Raw genomic sequence first — 16,471 nt, forward strand, 5'->3', positions numbered from 1 at the left:
ACGACGGGATCGCGATCAGGCCTCGTAGGTGCCCGTGATCACTGCACGTCCGATGGCGTGCGAGAACAGGTTGAACCCGAGGTACGCCGGGGTCGCCGTCTCGTCGACCTCGAGCCGATCGACGTCCACGGCGTGCACCGCGATGAAGTAGCGGTGTGGGCCGTGGCCTGCGGGCGGGGCAGCACCGATGTACCGGAACAGGCCCGCGTCGTTCTTCAGCGTCACGGCCGTACTGGGCACCCCGGTTCCACCGTCGTCGCCTGCTCCCGAGACCAGCGACGTCGTCTCGACCGGAATGTTCGCCACGGCCCAATGCCAGAACCCCGAGGCGGTCGGTGCGTCGGGATCGTAGACCGTCACCGCGAAGCTCTTGGTGCCCTCGGGAAATCCGGACCAGGACAGCTGCGGGGAGTTGTCGTGTCCACCGGCTCCCATGATTCCGCTGACCTGCTGGGCCTTCAGGGGCTTGCCGTCCTGCACATCCTCGGACGTCAACTCGAAGGACGGTAGGTCCGGAAGCGAGTCGTATGGGTTGTACGCCACGATGGTTCCTTTCGTATCAGCTGTGCATCAAGAAGTGCTCGAGCACCTGTGTGCCGAACTCCAACGACTCCACGGGTACTCGTTCGTCGATGCCGTGAAACAACGCCGCGAAATCGAGTTCGGGCGGAAGCTTGAGCGGAGCGAACCCGAAACAACGAATTCCGATGCGCGCGAACGCCTTTGCGTCGGTACCGCCGGACAACATGTACGGCACGGTGCGCCCGTTGGGGTCGTGCGCGAGGACGGCGTCGTTCATCGCGTCGACGAGATCCCCGTCGAACGTGGTCTCGTACGGTTCGAGCTTGGTGATCCACTCGCGTTCGACATTCGGGCCGATCAGTTCGTCGACCTCCTTCTCGAAGGCCGCCTGGCGGCCGGGCAACACGCGGCAATCCACCACGGCTGTCGCGGTCTGCGGGATCACGTTGGCCTTGTAGCCGGCCGAGAGCATCGTGGGGTTCGCCGTGTCACGCAGGGTCGCGCCGACGATGCGGGCGATGCTGCCGAGTTTGAGCAGCGTGCCGTCGATGTCCGGTGACGTCGGATCGAAGTCGAGTCCGGATTCCTCGGAGACCGCCTGCAAGAACTGCGATACCGACTCGGTGAGCACCAGGGGAAATGTGTGATTGCCCAGTTTCGCCACGGCCTCGGCCAGGTAGGTCACGGCGTTGTCGTCGTGCAGGAACGATCCGTGTCCGGCCCGCGCCTTCGCGGTCAGCCGCATCCACGCCAGACTCTTCTCGGCGGTTTCGACCATGTACAGCCGCTTCTCGGTGCCGTCCGGTCGAGCGACCGTCAGAGAGAACCCGCCGACTTCGCCGACTGCCTCCGTCACGCCCTCGAACAAATCCGGTCGGTTGTCGACCAGCCAGTGCGATCCGTACTTGCCGCCCGCCTCCTCGTCGGCGAGGAACGCGAACAGGATGTCGCGGGGCGGAACCGTGCCGTTCGACTTGAACTGGCGGGCCAGCGCCAGTGCCATCCCGACCATGTCCTTCATGTCCACGGCACCTCGACCCCAGACGTAGCCGTCTTCGACGGCTCCGGAGAACGGGTGCACACTCCAGTCGGCCGGCTCGGCCGGGACGACGTCGAGGTGTCCGTGTACGAGCAGAGCTCCACGGGACGAGTCGGCGCCGCGCAGCCAGGCGAAGACGTTGCCGCGTCCGGGGGCACCGGATTCGACGTACTCGGTCTCGTACCCCACCTCTTCGAGCTTGCTCGCCACCCATTCGGCGCATTCCTTCTCGCCGACCGTGGTGTCGAGTTCGCCGGTGTTCGAGGTGTCGAACCTGATCAGAGAGCTGACCAGCTCCACCACTTCGTCGAGAGCGACGGTGGGAGCGCGTTCTCCTCGGCTTCGGGCATTGCTCACTTCGGGATCGTTCGAATCGTTTGCCACATCGTCGTTCCTACCATCACCGAGGTGTCGGGGCACCACCGAAAACCGCTCGACGCATGAACTGACGTGGGGATTTGGGTTATCGGGAACCCGTCGGATAATCTTACGCAGCGCACAGCGACCAGCTGTGAGAGCAACAAGAGAATATGCGGCAACGGTCGCACATGTCCGAGTGGCGGAATGGCAGACGCGCTAGCTTGAGGTGCTAGTGTCCTATTAACGGACGTGGGGGTTCAAGTCCCCCCTCGGACACCGTCTGAATGTTGTTCACAGACAAAGATTTTCAAAGATCTGAGTTGAGACAGACGAAACTGACCCTGATTCTTCGGAATCGGGGTCTTTTTCGTTGTTCTCACGTCGACGGCTCGACCGGGCCGATGCTAGGAGACTGAAGATGGACTCGATCGACCCCACCGATCTCGACACGTGTCTGCGGGTGCTCGCACAAGCCGCCGAGCTGGACAAGAATCATCCGGATTCCATCGCCGTCCAGCGGGCGTCCGGTGCCATGTTCAAAGATCTCAAGCGTGCTCGACGCGTTGCCGCACGGAACGCCGTCAGCGCAGCCGACCGGGCCGTCGTGGCGGCCACGGCGACCGGATCCCCGGATCGTATCGACGACGAGACCGCAGGTCTGTCCCTCACCTCGCGCGCCGAGGGTGAGATCGCGGGCACCTTGATCAGGGCGCGCCCGTGCTACATCTGCAAGCAGCGCTACACCGATGTCGATTCGTTCTACCACCAGCTGTGTCCCGAGTGCGCGGCGCTCAACCGCGGCAAACGCAACGCACGAACCGACCTGTCCGGCCGGCGAGCACTGCTGACCGGCGGTCGGGCGAAGATCGGCATGTACATCGCCCTCCGGCTGCTCCGCGACGGCGCACACACGACGATCACCACGCGTTTTCCCAACGATGCCGTGCGCCGGTTCGCTGCGATGGACGACAGCGATCAGTGGTTGCACCGCCTGCGCGTCGTCGGTATCGATCTACGAGACCCCGCTCAGGTTGTGGCACTTGCCGATTCGGTCGCCGCCGAGGGACCGCTCGACATCCTGATCAACAACGCTGCGCAGACGGTCAAGCGCTCCCCCGGCTCGTACAGCGCGCTGGCCGACGCCGAAGCGGAACCGTTGCCCGCGGCACTGACCGACGGTGCCGGGCCGGAACGGATCACGTTCGGCAAGACCAGCGACGCCCACCCTGCGTCGTTGGCCAGCTCGTTGCCGGCCACGGCGATCGGCGGTCAGCAGGTCTCGGCGACTCTGAGCGCAGACGACGTTGCGTCTCTGGCGATGGTGGCGGGTTCGGTGACAGCGGAGCGCATCGAGAACGGACTGGCGATCGACGCGGGCGGCCTGGTGCCCGACCTCGCCGAGACCAACAGCTGGATTCACACCGTCGAGCAGGTCGATCCGGTCGAGTTGCTCGAAGTGCAGCTGTGCAATTCCGTGGCACCGTTCATCCTCGTCTCACGCCTGCGCGCGTCGATGGAGGCGTCGCAGGCTCGACGCAAGTACGTGGTCAACGTTTCTGCCATGGAGGGTCAGTTCGGTCGGGCATACAAGGGCCCGGGGCATCCGCACACCAACATGGCCAAGGCGGCACTGAACATGCTGACCCGCACCAGCGCCAAGGAGATGGTGGAGAGCGGCATCCTGATGACCGCCGTCGACACCGGATGGATCACCGACGAGCGCCCGCACCCCACCAAGATGCGGCTGGCCGACGAGGGCTTCCACGCGCCGCTGGATCTGGTCGACGGTGCTGCGCGGGTGTACGACCCCATCGTGCAGGGCGAACTCGGAATCGATCTGTACGGCTCGTTCCTCAAGGATTACCAGCCCTCGCCCTGGTGACGATCGGCCCCGGGGTCGTTCCTCCGGGCGATTCTGCACGTGGATGCCCCGGAGCAACCCCGGGCTGCGATACTCGGAAACGACGCCGTCTCGCGTGAGCGAACGGCACCGAGACACAGCGTTAGGCGGTCACCATGGGCGAGGATGTCGAACGCCGAAAGTTCACCAGACAGGACCGACACCAGTTTCGGCAGAAGGTTCAGGACTGTCTCGACGCGTTGGCCATCATGTTGGCCGACGAGACGTTCCAGGTCGGCGAACCCCAGATCGGCATGGAGATCGAGCTCAACCTCGTAGACGAGGACATGGCACCGTCGATGGCCAATGCCGAAGTACTCGACGCCATCGCCGATCCTGATTATCAGACCGAGCTGGGCCAGTTCAACATCGAGATCAACGTCGATCCTCGACCGCTGCGGGGCTCGTCGATCGCCGAGTTGGAGACGGATCTGCGGCGATCGCTGAATGCTGCCGACGAGCGGGCCCGTGGCTCGGGTAGTCGACTTGCCATGATCGGCATGCTCCCGACTCTGACGAAGGAACACTTCGAGCATCGGTGGCTGTCGGCGAATCCGCGATACGACCTACTGAACCAGCAGATCTTCGCCGCCCGTGGTGAGGACATCGAACTGAAGATCGCGGGCGTGCGTCTGCCCGGGTCTGCGGCCGCCGAGAACCTCGATATCGTGACCGACACGATTCTGCCCGAGGCGGCCTGCACGTCCGTCCAACTGCATCTGCAAGTCGCCCCTGACGAGTTCGCGTCGTATTGGAATGCCGCACAGGCGTTGTCGGGTGTTCAGGTCGCGCTCGCCGCGAACTCGCCGTTCCTCGCCGGGCGTGCACTGTGGCACGAGACCCGCATACCGTTGTTCGAGCAGGCCACCGATACGAGGCCGCAGGAGCTCAAGAACCAGGGAGTTCGCCCGCGAGTGTGGTTCGGGGAGCGATGGATCACCTCGATCTTCGACCTGTTCGAGGAGAACTCGCGCTACTTCCCCGCCCTGCTCCCGGTGAGCAGCGAAGAGGACCCCAAAGCCGCTCTGGCCCGAGGTGACACACCGTCGCTGTCGGAACTGCGGATGCACAACGGAACCGTGTACCGGTGGAACCGGCCGATTTACGATCGGTCCGGCGACGGGCACCACATCCGGCTCGAGAACCGCGTTCTGCCTGCCGGACCGACAGTCGTCGACACCCTCGCCGATGCCGCGTTCTACTACGGCACCGTACGGGCTCTCGCGGATGCCGATCGGCCCCTGTGGTCGCAGATGTCGTTCGATGCCGCCGAGGAGAACGTGCACTCCGCGGCGCGCGGCGGGTTCGATTCGATGCTCTACTGGCCCGAGGTCGGCTGGGTGAGTCCGCAGGAGCTGGTACTGCGCCGATTGCTTCCGATGGCCGAGGCCGGTCTCGCCGCGTACGGCGTCGACTCTGCCGTACGTGACCGCTATCTCGGCATTATCGAAGCGCGGTGCCTGGCCAAGCAGTCGGGTTCGGGGTGGCAGCGAGCCGCCGTCGTCGCGCGCGAACGGGCCGGCGATACTCGGGAGCAGGCTCTCGCGGGGATGTTGGGAGATTACGTGGACAGGATGGACACGGGAGAACCCGTGCACACCTGGACCCACTAGCCGACGCTGCCGGCGGCGTTCGCGTTAGTGTCGTAACCATGACTACGTCCGACTCGGATTTCACCTCAGGCCCCGACCGCACCCACGACATCGTCGTCTACGGCGTCACCGGATTCGTAGGAAAGCTGACGGCGAAGTACCTCGCCGAACACGCGCCTGCCGACACCCGTATCGCGCTGGCAGGCAGGTCCACCGGACGCATCGAGGCAGCGCGAAAGGAACTGGGACCCACCGCCCAGAACTGGCCCGTCATCGAAGCCGACGCCGCCGACACCGCTGCGCTGCGATCCATGGTCGAATCGACCCGAGTCGTCATCACGACGGTCGGCCCGTATGCCAAGTACGGCATGCCACTGGCAACTGCGTGCGCCGAGGCCGGAACCGACTACGTCGACCTCACCGGCGAGGTGCTCTTCGCTCGCGAGAGCATCGACACCAACCACGAGATCGCACAACGTACCGGTGCCAGGATCGTCCACTCGTGCGGGTTCGACTCGGTTCCGTCCGACATCGGTGTCCACGCTCTGTACGAGGCCGTCACGGCCGACAATGCGGGCGAACTCACCGACACCACGCTCGTGGTCACCTCGATGTCGGGCGGGGTCAGTGGCGGTACCGTCGACTCGCTCCGTGGTCAGATCGAGGCCATGAAGAAGGACAAGCGGGCCAGACGCATCGCGGCCCGTCCGTATTCGCTGAGCCCCGATCGAAGCCTCGAGCCCCAGCTCGGCCGCCAACTCGATACCGTGCTCATCGACGGAAAGAAGATCGATCCGAGCCTGCGCGGGTGGAAGGCTCCGTTCGTGATGGCCTCGTACAACACACGAGTCGTGCGGCGTACCAATGCACTTCGAGACTGGGCCTACGGAAAGCAGTTCCGGTACAGCGAGGTGATGAGCGTCGGCTCGTCCGTCGTCAGCCCGGTGCTCGCCGGTGCACTGTCGGCAGGACTGTTCGTCGGAGTGTCGGCCATGACGGTACTGCCGGGCAAGGTGCTCGATCGCATCCTGCCCAAGCCCGGTAGCGGCCCCAGTGAAAAGGCCCGAGAGAAGGGCCATTTCACGGTCGATCTATACACCCTGACGACGTCCGGGGCGCGATACCGGGCCCGGGTCAAAGCGTCCGGCGACCCCGGCTACAAGGCGACGGCGGTCATGCTCGCCGAGTCCGCACTCGCGCTGGTTCTCGGTGGAGACGCACTGCCGAAAGCCAGCGGAGTTCTCACTCCCGCGACGGCCATGGGCGACGTTCTGGTGGACCGTCTGAATGCGGCCGGTATGGAGATCTGGGCCAAGCGGAACTGATTGCGGTGCAGGGAACGTCGGGCACGACTGGATATCTCGCATCGACACTTCCGGTCGCGGCGCTCGCCGCCGAGTCGGTCGGTGCCCTCGGCACCGCCGTCGCCCAGTTGCAAAGCGCGCTGGGATCGGTGACGACGGATTCCGAGACGGTGACGCCGACAGCGTCCATGGCGCGTATCACCGCGTCGTTCATGGGCGACACCGTGTTGCGGATCGACGGCGAGCCGGTGCAGGGTTTCGCCGATCTGTCCGGCTTCTTCCCGGTGTCCGACGGTTGGGTGAGAACCCACGCCAACTACCCACACCACCGAGAGGCATTGCTCGGTGTGGTGGGCCTCGGTGGCGCCGGCTCGGCGGAGTCGATCGACGTGTTCGGCGATCGACTCCGTGGAATGTCCGGGTTCGAGCTCGAAGAGCTGTGCGCGGCGTCGGGCGCTCTGGCCGTGCGGGTCCGCACGGAAGATCAATGGTCCGCTCACCCCGCTGGTATTGCCGCGAGCTCCGGTCCGGTCGTTACACGAAGTGCGGCCGATCCGGCTGCCCGAGTGCGCATTCCGTCGTTCCGGCTGCTTTCGTCGCTTTGGCCACACGGTGCCGAATACCCGTTGGCGGGTATCCGGGTGCTCGATCTGACGCGGGTGATTGCCGGTCCTGTCGCTACGCGCGCTCTCGCACTTCTCGGTGCCGACGTGCTCCGTGTCGATTCGCCCCGGCACCCGGAGTTGCCCTGGCAGCATCTGGAGAACGGCCAGGGCAAGCGGTCGGCCCTGCTGGACCTGGACACGGCGGAGGGACTCGATCGGATGCTCGGGCTCCTCGACTCGGCCGACGTGCTCGTCACCGGGTATCGGCCGGGGGCCCTCGATCGTTTCGGCCTCGAACACCGGGCGGACCTCGTCCACGGGCGCATCAGCGCATGGGGCACAGAGGGTCCCTGGTCGCGGCGGCGGGGCTTCGACAGCCTCGTTCAGGCTGCGAGCGGTATCTCTGTTCTGGAAGGCCGTGACGGTCGGCCCGGTCGGCTTCCGGCTCAGGCGCTCGATCATGCGAGCGGTTATCTGCTGGCTGCCGGAATCGTCTCGGAACTGGCGGCGCGCGTAGAAGGGTCGGGCGCTGCGGCACCGGTCGACGTAGCGCTCGCAGCAACGGCGGCGTGGCTGACCGGTCTTCCCGGGCGCGACCCCGAACACGGCCCCGCCGCGCTACCGCCACCCGAGTGCGTGGTCACGCACGGCTCGGTGACGGCAGCGCGACCGGTGTTCGACTGCTACTCCGACTACGCGTACCCGGCTCACGTCTGGGGTAGCGACGAGGCCGGTTGGTTACCGCGCTGACCGGTCTGCGGAGCTACTCCCGGTCAGTGCAGAAGCCTCGGTGTACAGATCCTTGGCCTCCTCGGTCGAATCCACCTGGGGCGGAGAACCATCGAGCGGCTGAGTAGCCGACTCGCGGAGGAAACCGACGGCGATCAGACCGATGACGCCGCTGATGATCAGGTAGTAGGCCGGGATCATGGTGCTGCCGGTGGAACTGACCAGGGCCGAGGTGACCAGCGGTGTGGTGCCGCCGAAGATCGACACCGACAGGTTGAATCCGATCGACAGTGCGGCGTAGCGCACGCGCGTCGGGAACAGTGCAGGCAAGGTGGAGGCGCTGGGTGCGGCGAAGCACGCCAACACCACTCCCAGCAGCAGGCACGCAATCAGAGGCCCGATCCATCCGCTGCGCTGAATCAGCAGAAAGCACGGGATGGCCAGGACTATCTGTCCGATGGCACCGAACACGAACACCGGCTTGCGGCCGATTCGGTCGGTCAGCCGACCGACGGCCACGATGATGGACACGACCACGACCATCGCGGACAGGACCAACAGATCGGCGCTGAGCTGGCTGCGACCGACGACCTCGGTGAAGTACGTGGGCAGGTACGAGGTCACCATGTAGTTGGTGACGTTGTACAGCAACACGATTCCCATGCAGATGAGCAGTGCTTTCCAATGGACCGTGAAGATCTTTCCGATCGAGCTGCGTCCGGTCTCCTGCGCCTTGACCTTGGAGTCGTGCTCGTCGAGTTGCTTGCGGAACGCGGGGGTGTCCTCGAGCTTGAGGCGCAGGTACAAACCGATGATGCCCATCGGTCCGGCAATGAAGAACGGTATGCGCCAGCCCCATTCGATCATGGTGGCGTCGCCCAGTACCGCATTGAGAATCGTCACCAATCCGGACCCCATCGCGTATCCGACGAAAGTGCCGAAGTCGGGCCAACTGCCGAGAAAACCACGTCTTTTGTCGGGTGAGTATTCGGCGATGAAGGTCGTGGCACCGCCGTATTCACCACCGGTCGAGAATCCCTGAACCAGGCGGGCGACGAGCAGCAGGATGGGAGCCCAGATTCCGATCGAGTCGTAGCTGGGAATCAGGCCGACGGCCAACGTACCGATCGACATCATGATCATGGTGGCGGCCAGGACCTTCTGGCGTCCGATGCGGTCGCCGAGAGGGCCGAAGAAGAGTCCACCGAGTGGCCGTACTACGAACGCGGCCGCGAACGTGGCGAAGGTCGACAGCAACTGGACTGCGGGTGACGCGTCCGGGTAGAACACCTTGCCCAGTGTCGCGGCCAGATAGCCGTACACACCGAAGTCGAACCATTCCATCGTGTTGCCCAGTGCCGCTGCAGACACGGCCCGCTTGAGCATGGGCTGGTCCACGACTGTGATGCTCTCTTCCGACATCGCCGGCTTGCGACGCATACGTTTGAAGAATGCGTCACGCCGCAGACGCTGTACGTGGCGCTGGCCCCATTTCGGGATCTGGGGTGACGACTCGGGCGATTCTGGACCTTGCGCAACCGTCATTGCAGCAACGTTAGCGAGCGCAATGACCAGCAGACAAACGCCGAAACGGACATCGGCACGCACGAGCGTATATTCCCCCAGGTAGAGGACGGTCGATCGAATCTTGGCCACTACCTTGACAATTGGCGCATTGATCGCAATACGGACAGGTCTCCTCGGCGTGCGTGACGACGGTGGACGGCGGCCTGGCACGATGGACCCATGCCCACCCATGACTACGCCCTGGCCGTGAGCTGGACCGGCAATCTCGGACACGGGACGGCGAATGCAGCCGCATACGACCGCGATCATTTGGTCACGGCACCCGGAAAACCCGATCTCTCGGCCAGTTCCGATCCGAGCTTTCGAGGCAATCCCGAGCGGTGGAATCCAGAGGAGCTACTCGTGGCGTCGCTGTCGAGCTGCCACATGCTGTGGTACCTCGGGTTGGCCGCCGCGTCGCACGTGACCGTCACCGACTACGTCGACTCCCCCACCGGGGTCATGACCGAGCAATCCGACGGCTCGGGGCAGTTCGTCGAGGTGACCCTGGCTCCGGTAGTGACGGTCGCCGAGTCCTCGATGGTGACCCGTGCGGAGGAACTGCACGCCGAGGCCGCAGCCAAGTGCTTCATCGCCCGATCGGTCAACTTCCCGGTCCGCCACAACCCGACGACTCGGGTGAACGCATGACCGTACCGATGATCGTCGACGTCGACACCGGGATCGACGACTCGCTCGCACTGCTCTACCTGTTGGCCACCGACGAGGCCGAGATCCTCGGCATAGCGTCCACCGCCGGTAACGTGCCGGTGAACCAGGTCGCCGCGAACAACCTGGCCTGGCTCGACCTGTGCCGCGCGGCCGATATCGAAGTGTCGCTCGGTGCGCAGGTGCCGTTGGTGGCACCTTTGATGACCACCGAGGACACTCACGGACCGCAGGGCATCGGATATGCGGAGCTGCCGGTGTCGAGTCGGGACCTGTCCGCACGCGATGCCACCACGATGTGGATCGAGTTGGTTCGCTCGCGACCGGGTGAGATCACCGGTCTCGTCACCGGTCCGCTGACCAATCTCGCGCTGGCGGTCCGCCGAGACCCCGAGTTGCCTCGGCTTTTGAAGCGATTGGTGCTGATGGGTGGTGCTTTTCAGCATCAGGGCAACACGACGCCGACGAGCGAGTGGAACATCGCGGTGGACCCCGAGGCTGCAGCGGAGGTCTTCGCCGCTTTCTCCGGACTACCCGAGGACCGGCGTCCGATCGTGTGCGCACTCGACATCACCGAGACCATCGAGATGACACCCGAGCACATTCGCCTTCTCGGTGAACGCGCCGGAAGCGTTCCGGCCGAGCTGATCTCGTCGACCGATGCGCCGGGGACGCGATCGACGGCCTCGAACCCGATCGTGCGCCATTTCTCGGACGCGGTCCGCTTCTACTTCGAATTCCATCGCGATCACGAGCAGGGCTTTCTGGCCCACATGCACGATCCGTTCGCCGCTGCAGTGGCGGTGCAACCGGATATCGCCACCTACCGGCACGCGACCGTGGACGTGGAGCTGGTCGGAACCCTCACTCGCGGAACGACGGTGGCGGATTGGCGCGGAATGTGGTGCAAGCCTCCGAACGCAGCCATCGCCACCCACGCCGATCCTCAGGCGTTCTTCGATCAGCTCGTCGAACGCGTCGGCGAGCTGGCGGCGACTCTGTACCCCGCCCAGTAGGGACAGCAGACGTCAGGAATCGAAGGCGTCGAGTAGTTCCTGAGCGGCCAATGCGGCCGTGAGCGACCCGTCGCGCACGCGAGATTCCACGTCGTCTCGAATTGCCTTCACCGACGGGCTCTGAGCCAACCGGCGCAGTAGCTGATCGTTGACCATCGTCCACGTCCAGTCCACCTGCTGCTTGCGACGCTTCTCGGCGAACTCGCCTGCGTCACGGAGCACCTGCTGGTGGCGGAGCACCGTGTTCCAGAACTCGTCGAGGCCGGTGCCTTCGATGGCGCTCATCGTCAACACCGGGGGCTTCCAGATCGCATCGTGCGGATAGATCAGCCGCAGCGCACCCGCCAACTCTCGCGCCGCGTTCTTCGCGTCGGTCGCGTGCTTGCCGTCGGCCTTGTTGACGGCCACCAGATCTGCGAGTTCGAGAACGCCCTTCTTGATGCCCTGCAACTGATCCCCGGTACGCGCAAGCGTGAGGAACGTGAAGCAGTCGACCATGTTCGCGACGGTCACCTCGGACTGGCCCACGCCCACGGTCTCGACCAGGATCACGTCGAACCCTGCGGCTTCGAGCAAGACGATGGTCTCTCGAGTCGCGCGGGCCACTCCGCCCAACGTTCCCGAGGTCGGCGACGGCCTGATGTATGCGTTCTCCTGCACCGCCAAGCGCGACATACGGGTCTTGTCACCCAGGATGGAACCACCGGTCCGCGTCGACGACGGATCGACGGCCAGCACCGCGACCCGGTGGCCCTGTTCGATCAACCGCATTCCGAGCGCATCGATGAACGTCGACTTCCCGACCCCCGGAACCCCGGTGATGCCCACCCGGTGCGATCCGCCGGCGTCGGGCAGTACCCGGAGGAGCAACTGCTGCGCCAAGTCGCGATGGTCCGCGCGGGTCGACTCGACCAACGTGATCGCCCGCGCGAGGCCGGATCGTTCGTTCGCTCGGACCGACTCGGCCACCGCATCGATGTCGATGACGCGGCCCTTGTTCGGAGAGTTCATATTCAGGCGTTGGCCTCGCGTGGTGCATGCCCGAGCGCAACGGACAGCTTCTCCACCAGGCCGATCGCCGCGTCGGCGATGACGGTGCCCGGAGGGAAGATCGCCGCGGCACCCGCCGCGTAGAGCTCGTCGAAATCGCCCGGGGGGATGACGCCACCGACGACGATCATGATGTCCTCGCGCCCGACGTCGGCCAAGGCCTGTCGCAAGGCAGGCACCAGCGTCAGATGGCCCGCCGCCAGCGACGACACTCCGACGACATGGACGTCGTTGTCCGCCGCCTGCCGGGCCACCTCCTCGGGCGTCTGGAACAACGGACCGACGTCGACGTCGAAGCCGATGTCGGCGAACGCCGTGGCAATGACCTTCTGGCCTCGGTCGTGTCCGTCCTGCCCCATCTTGCACACCAGAACACGAGGACGACGGCCCTCGTCCTCGGCGAACTGTTCGACCAACGCGGTGGCACGGGTGATGTTCTCGGATTTGCCTGCCTCGTCGCGGTACACACCACTGATTGTCCGGATTTCGGCCTGGTGGCGCCCGTAGACCTTCTCCAAGGCGTCGGAAATCTCACCGACGGTGGCCATCTTGCGGGCGGCATCGATGGCGAGAGCCAGTAGATTGTTCTCCATGCCCGGCTGATCCGACGCTGCGGCCCGAGTCAGGTTCGCCAATGCCGCCTCGACCTCGGCGGTGTCCCGCTCGGCACGAAGACGCTCGAGCTTCTCGATCTGTTCTTTTCTCACCTTCGAGTTCTCGACCTTGAGTACCTCGATGGTGTCGGGCTCGTCGGGCACGTACTTGTTGACGCCCACCAGCGGTTGGCGCCCGGAGTCGATGCGCGCCTGGGTACGAGCCGCCGCCTCCTCGATGCGCAACTTCGGAATGCCTTCGCCGATGGCCTGCGCCATGCCGCCCGCTTCCTCGACCTCCGCGATGTGTGCGCGAGCCCGATTCGCCAGCTGATGGGTGAGCCACTCGACGTAGTGCGACCCGCCCCACGGATCGATCGGCCGAACGGTGTTGGATTCCTGCGCGATGAGTAGCTGAGTGTTGCGGGCGATACGGGCCGAGAAGTCGGTCGGCAACGCCAGTGCCTCGTCGAGCGCGTTGGTGTGCAGGGACTGCGTATGGCCCTGGGTCGCGGCCATGGCTTCGACACAGGTGCGGGCGACGTTGTTGAACACGTCCTGTGCGGTCAGCGACCAACCCGACGTCTGCGAATGAGTGCGCAGGGAACGGGATTTGGCACTCTTGGGCTCGAATTGTTGGACGAGCTCGGCCCACAGAAGCCGCCCGGCGCGGAGCTTGGCAACCTCCATGAAGAAGTTCATTCCGATGGCCCAGAAGAACGACAACCGCGGCGCGAACGTATCGATGTCCATGCCGGCATCCAGGCCGGCTCGGATGTACTCGACACCGTCCGCGAGGGTGTAGGCGAGTTCGAGATCGGCTGTGGCACCGGCTTCTTGGATGTGGTAGCCGGAGATGGAGATCGAGTTGTACTTCGGCATCTTCTCGCTGGTGTACGCAAAGATATCCGAGATGATGCGCATCGACGGCTTCGGCGGATAGATGTAGGTGTTGCGCACCATGAACTCTTTGAGGATGTCGTTCTGGATGGTGCCGGCGAGTTTCTCCGGCCCGACGCCCTGCTCCTCCGCGGCGGCGACGTACAGCGCCAGAATCGGCAGCACCGCTCCGTTCATCGTCATCGACACCGAGACGCTACCGAGGTCGATACCGTCGAACAGCTGACGCATGTCGTAAATGGAATCGATTGCCACACCGGCCATTCCGACGTCACCCTGCACTCGCGGGTGATCGGAGTCGTAGCCCCGGTGCGTGGCCAGATCGAACGCCACCGACAGGCCTTTCTGCCCGGCCGCGAGGTTGCGGCGGTAGAAGGCGTTGGACTCGGCCGCGGTGGAGAATCCGGCGTACTGACGAATGGTCCACGGCTGGTTGACGTACATCGTGGGATACGGCCCGCGGAGGAACGGCGGGGCACCCGGATAGCTGTGCAACGGGTAGCCCTCGGCCTCGGCGGCGTCCCGGTCTGCCTCGGTGTACACCGGCTTGACGTCGATGCCCTCGGGAGTGGACCACACCACCTGCTCGGGGGTGTAGAAGTTCGCCTTGGCACCGTTCTTCACGTGTGTGGCCACGTCCTCCGCGGACGGCGGCGACGGCGTCGGCTCGTCGGGATCGACCAGCGGTACGTCGGCGAAACTGCCGATGGTGTGCGAGATTCGGTTCTCGTCGGTACTCACTTCGAGGCTCCCAGCGTGTCGAGAAGTTCGGTCAGCACGGCGACGGCGTCGACCTTGGCGGTCAGGAATCCGTCGGGACGGGACGGGCCGTCGACGCCGGCGAAGATCTTTTCCGGGCCGGCGAGCAAGACCCGCGAGACCCCAGCCGCACGCAGAGCATCCACGGCAGTAGCGGCTTCGTCGCCGTAGCGCTTGTCGGTTCCGCACACCACAGCGATCGAGGCTCCCGACGCTTCGACAGCACCGGCGACAGCGTCCACGCCCAGGGGGCCGGGGTTGACCGCTTCGATTCCCCCCGACGCCAACAGATTGGACGCGAAGGTCGTCCGGACGTTGTGCTCGGCGACGGTCCCCAACGGGACCAGTAGCACCTGGGGCCGCGAATCATGTTGGGCCAGATAAGAATCCGATCGATCTCGGAGCGACTCGAATGCCCGGCCGTACCGATACACGGGTGCCGAGCCGGCAGGCTGCGTCTGCTCGGGAGTCAGGGGGGCCTCGGCCAGATTGGGAAACTCGTTGACACCGGTCAGCGGAGTGATGCGATGCGCGATGTCGGAATCGCGCTCTGCACGGGTCTTCTCGATGTCGGCGACCAGCGAACCGTCCGCGGTTGCTGCAGCGAATCCGCCCGACGCTTCGATGGTCTGGAAGCAGTCCCACGCCGTCGCGGCAACCGCAGCCGTGAGTTCCTCGATGTACCACGAGCCCGAACCCGGATCCAGAACCCGACCCAGATGGGCTTCCTCCAGCAGGAGCAACTGAGTGTTTCGCGCGATACGGGCAGCGAACGTCTTGGACACTCCGGCGGCGCCACCGTTCAGTGCCGCGTCGAACGGCAGCACCGTCACCGAATCCGCACCACCCACTCCGGCGCCGAACGACGCAAGAGTGGTACGCAGCATGTTCACCCACGGATCGCGCTGCGACATCATCGCTTCCGACGTCACCGCATGCTGAGGAGCATCACCGGCGTCGGGCGCACCGCACACCTGCGCAATCCGTGCCCACAGAATGCGAGCAGCGCGAAACTTGGCAATGGTCTGGAACTGGTCGTCGGTTGCCGCGAATCGAAACTCGATCTGGCGCAAAGCATCCGAGACGGCCACACCGTTCTCGGTCATCGAACGGACGTACTCGAGTCCGGCCGCGATCGACGCACCCAGTTCCTGCGCATCCGACGCACCGAGATTGTGGAACACGGTGCCGTCGACGGTGATGGCACGCATCGACTCGGCGCGGTCGATGCACGCGCGAGCCAGTTCGAGTGCCTCGGCCATCGCTATGGATTCCGTGCCTGCCACTGCAGCAGTGAGAGTGTCCACTCCGAGCCTGACGTCGACGGCGGCGCGATCGTCGATCTCTGCCGCATCGAGAACGTCGAACAGTGCCGTCGCTGCCGCGCGAACATCCCTGCGGGCATCGATCGTCAACGGGGCCAGCTCGAGCAGCACACCACGGAGAGCCTCCGACAGATCCGACGGATCCAACCCACGCGACCCCACCGTCAACCAGAGCGCAGTGGTGCCGTTGGCGAGCGAATCGAGGATCTGACCGTTCAGCGCGGGCACACCGTCACGAACGTCGGAACCGTGACGCATGCACACCTTCCAGCCCGCGTTGACGTCCCGATGCGGATCACGCCCCCGCAGGTACGGAAACTGCCCCGGCAACGGACCCTCGGGGCGCTCGTCGAACGCGGTGTACAGCGGAGACACCGTGATTCCGTCGTACGTCGTGGAATCGAGAAGATGTTCGGGATCGGCAGGCAGATCGGCCACATCGACCCGGCGAGACTTGGCCAGGACCCCGGCCACCGCCTGCTGCCAGGCCGCGTGGGCACTGCGTGCGGCATCTTCGTGCGACGCGATGGACACGTGTGCTG

At 65.0% G+C, this 16,471-nt stretch carries 12 protein-coding genes and 1 tRNA gene; 7 read left to right on the plus strand and 6 right to left on the minus strand.

Annotated features, from left to right (window positions below):
* Positions 1–15: 15 nt before the first annotated feature.
* Both AB0O58_RS07770 and AB0O58_RS07775 read right to left on the minus strand, forming a co-directional pair.
* A complete protein-coding gene (locus AB0O58_RS07770) occupies positions 16–543 on the minus strand; it encodes a YbhB/YbcL family Raf kinase inhibitor-like protein (RefSeq protein WP_027497057.1) in 528 nt (175 codons plus the stop codon).
* Positions 544–559: 16 nt separating this feature from the next.
* Positions 560–1,918: a M20/M25/M40 family metallo-hydrolase gene (locus tag AB0O58_RS07775; RefSeq protein ID WP_080729261.1), complete on the minus strand. Its 1,359-nt coding sequence runs from the start codon at positions 1,916–1,918 to the stop codon at positions 560–562.
* 193 nt (positions 1,919–2,111) lie between these two features.
* Between AB0O58_RS07775 and AB0O58_RS07780 the strand changes: the two genes are divergently transcribed.
* From AB0O58_RS07780 to AB0O58_RS07800, 5 genes are all read left to right on the plus strand, one after another.
* Positions 2,112–2,197 (plus strand) — tRNA-Leu (locus AB0O58_RS07780).
* Positions 2,198–2,339: 142 nt separating this feature from the next.
* Entirely contained in the window at positions 2,340–3,803 is a 1,464-nt protein-coding gene (locus AB0O58_RS07785) for an SDR family NAD(P)-dependent oxidoreductase (protein ID WP_032372440.1), read from the plus strand.
* Positions 3,804–3,937: 134 nt separating this feature from the next.
* Positions 3,938–5,434: a glutamate-cysteine ligase family protein gene (locus AB0O58_RS07790; RefSeq protein WP_032372441.1), complete on the plus strand. Its 1,497-nt coding sequence runs from the start codon at positions 3,938–3,940 to the stop codon at positions 5,432–5,434.
* Between the two features lie 38 nt (positions 5,435–5,472).
* Positions 5,473–6,738, plus strand: a complete 1,266-nt coding sequence (locus AB0O58_RS07795; protein ID WP_037219349.1) for a saccharopine dehydrogenase NADP-binding domain-containing protein — start codon at positions 5,473–5,475, stop codon at positions 6,736–6,738.
* 5 nt (positions 6,739–6,743) lie between these two features.
* The gene (locus AB0O58_RS07800) at positions 6,744–8,072 is read left to right on the plus strand and encodes a CoA transferase (RefSeq protein ID WP_283348091.1); all 1,329 of its coding nucleotides are present in this window, start codon (positions 6,744–6,746) and stop codon (positions 8,070–8,072) included.
* Here the strand turns inward: AB0O58_RS07800 and proP are convergent.
* Entirely contained in the window at positions 8,061–9,596 is a 1,536-nt protein-coding gene (gene proP / locus AB0O58_RS07805; RefSeq protein ID WP_366238085.1) for a glycine betaine/L-proline transporter ProP, read from the minus strand. The two genes, AB0O58_RS07800 and proP, sit on opposite strands and share 12 nt — an antisense overlap.
* Positions 9,597–9,797: 201 nt before the next feature.
* Here proP and AB0O58_RS07810 point away from each other — a divergent pair, with 201 nt between their 5' ends.
* Together AB0O58_RS07810 and AB0O58_RS07815 are read left to right on the plus strand one after the other, a co-directional pair.
* Positions 9,798–10,268, plus strand: a complete 471-nt coding sequence (locus AB0O58_RS07810) for an OsmC family protein (protein ID WP_032372444.1) — start codon at positions 9,798–9,800, stop codon at positions 10,266–10,268.
* On the plus strand, positions 10,265–11,302 hold the full coding sequence (locus AB0O58_RS07815; protein WP_366238086.1) for a nucleoside hydrolase: 1,038 nt from the start codon (positions 10,265–10,267) through the stop codon (positions 11,300–11,302). Before AB0O58_RS07810 ends, AB0O58_RS07815 begins: the two co-directional genes overlap by 4 nt.
* A 12-nt stretch (positions 11,303–11,314) precedes the next feature.
* On the opposite strand, the gene meaB is transcribed toward AB0O58_RS07815, so the two are convergent.
* The 3 genes from meaB to mutA are packed head-to-tail and all read right to left on the minus strand — an operon-like array spanning position 11,315 to position 16,463.
* Positions 11,315–12,313, minus strand: coding sequence for a methylmalonyl Co-A mutase-associated GTPase MeaB (gene meaB, locus AB0O58_RS07820; RefSeq protein WP_032365780.1), 999 nt, complete (start codon positions 12,311–12,313; stop codon positions 11,315–11,317).
* A gap of 2 nt (positions 12,314–12,315) precedes the next feature.
* On the minus strand, positions 12,316–14,586 hold the full coding sequence (gene scpA, locus AB0O58_RS07825; protein WP_032365779.1) for a methylmalonyl-CoA mutase: 2,271 nt from the start codon (positions 14,584–14,586) through the stop codon (positions 12,316–12,318).
* The gene (gene mutA, locus AB0O58_RS07830) at positions 14,583–16,463 is read right to left on the minus strand and encodes a methylmalonyl-CoA mutase small subunit (RefSeq protein WP_366238087.1); all 1,881 of its coding nucleotides are present in this window, start codon (positions 16,461–16,463) and stop codon (positions 14,583–14,585) included. Before mutA ends, scpA begins: the two co-directional genes overlap by 4 nt.
* Positions 16,464–16,471: the final 8 nt, after the last annotated feature.

It is taken from the genome of Rhodococcus sp. NPDC080181, assembly GCF_040702225.1.
Classification (GTDB): Bacteria; Actinomycetota; Actinomycetes; order Mycobacteriales; family Mycobacteriaceae; genus Rhodococcoides; species Rhodococcoides fascians.

Coding starts and splice junctions, on each gene's coding strand:
- AB0O58_RS07785 (WP_032372440.1), top strand. CDS start 2,340: ATGGACTCGATCGACCCCACCGATCTCGACACGTGTCTGCGGGTGCTC.
- AB0O58_RS07790 (WP_032372441.1), top strand. CDS start 3,938: ATGGGCGAGGATGTCGAACGCCGAAAGTTCACCAGACAGGACCGACAC.
- AB0O58_RS07795 (WP_037219349.1), top strand. CDS start 5,473: ATGACTACGTCCGACTCGGATTTCACCTCAGGCCCCGACCGCACCCAC.
- proP (WP_366238085.1), bottom strand. CDS start 9,596: ATGACGGTTGCGCAAGGTCCAGAATCGCCCGAGTCGTCACCCCAGATC.
- AB0O58_RS07810 (WP_032372444.1), top strand. CDS start 9,798: ATGCCCACCCATGACTACGCCCTGGCCGTGAGCTGGACCGGCAATCTC.
- AB0O58_RS07815 (WP_366238086.1), top strand. CDS start 10,265: ATGACCGTACCGATGATCGTCGACGTCGACACCGGGATCGACGACTCG.
- meaB (WP_032365780.1), bottom strand. CDS start 12,313: ATGAACTCTCCGAACAAGGGCCGCGTCATCGACATCGATGCGGTGGCC.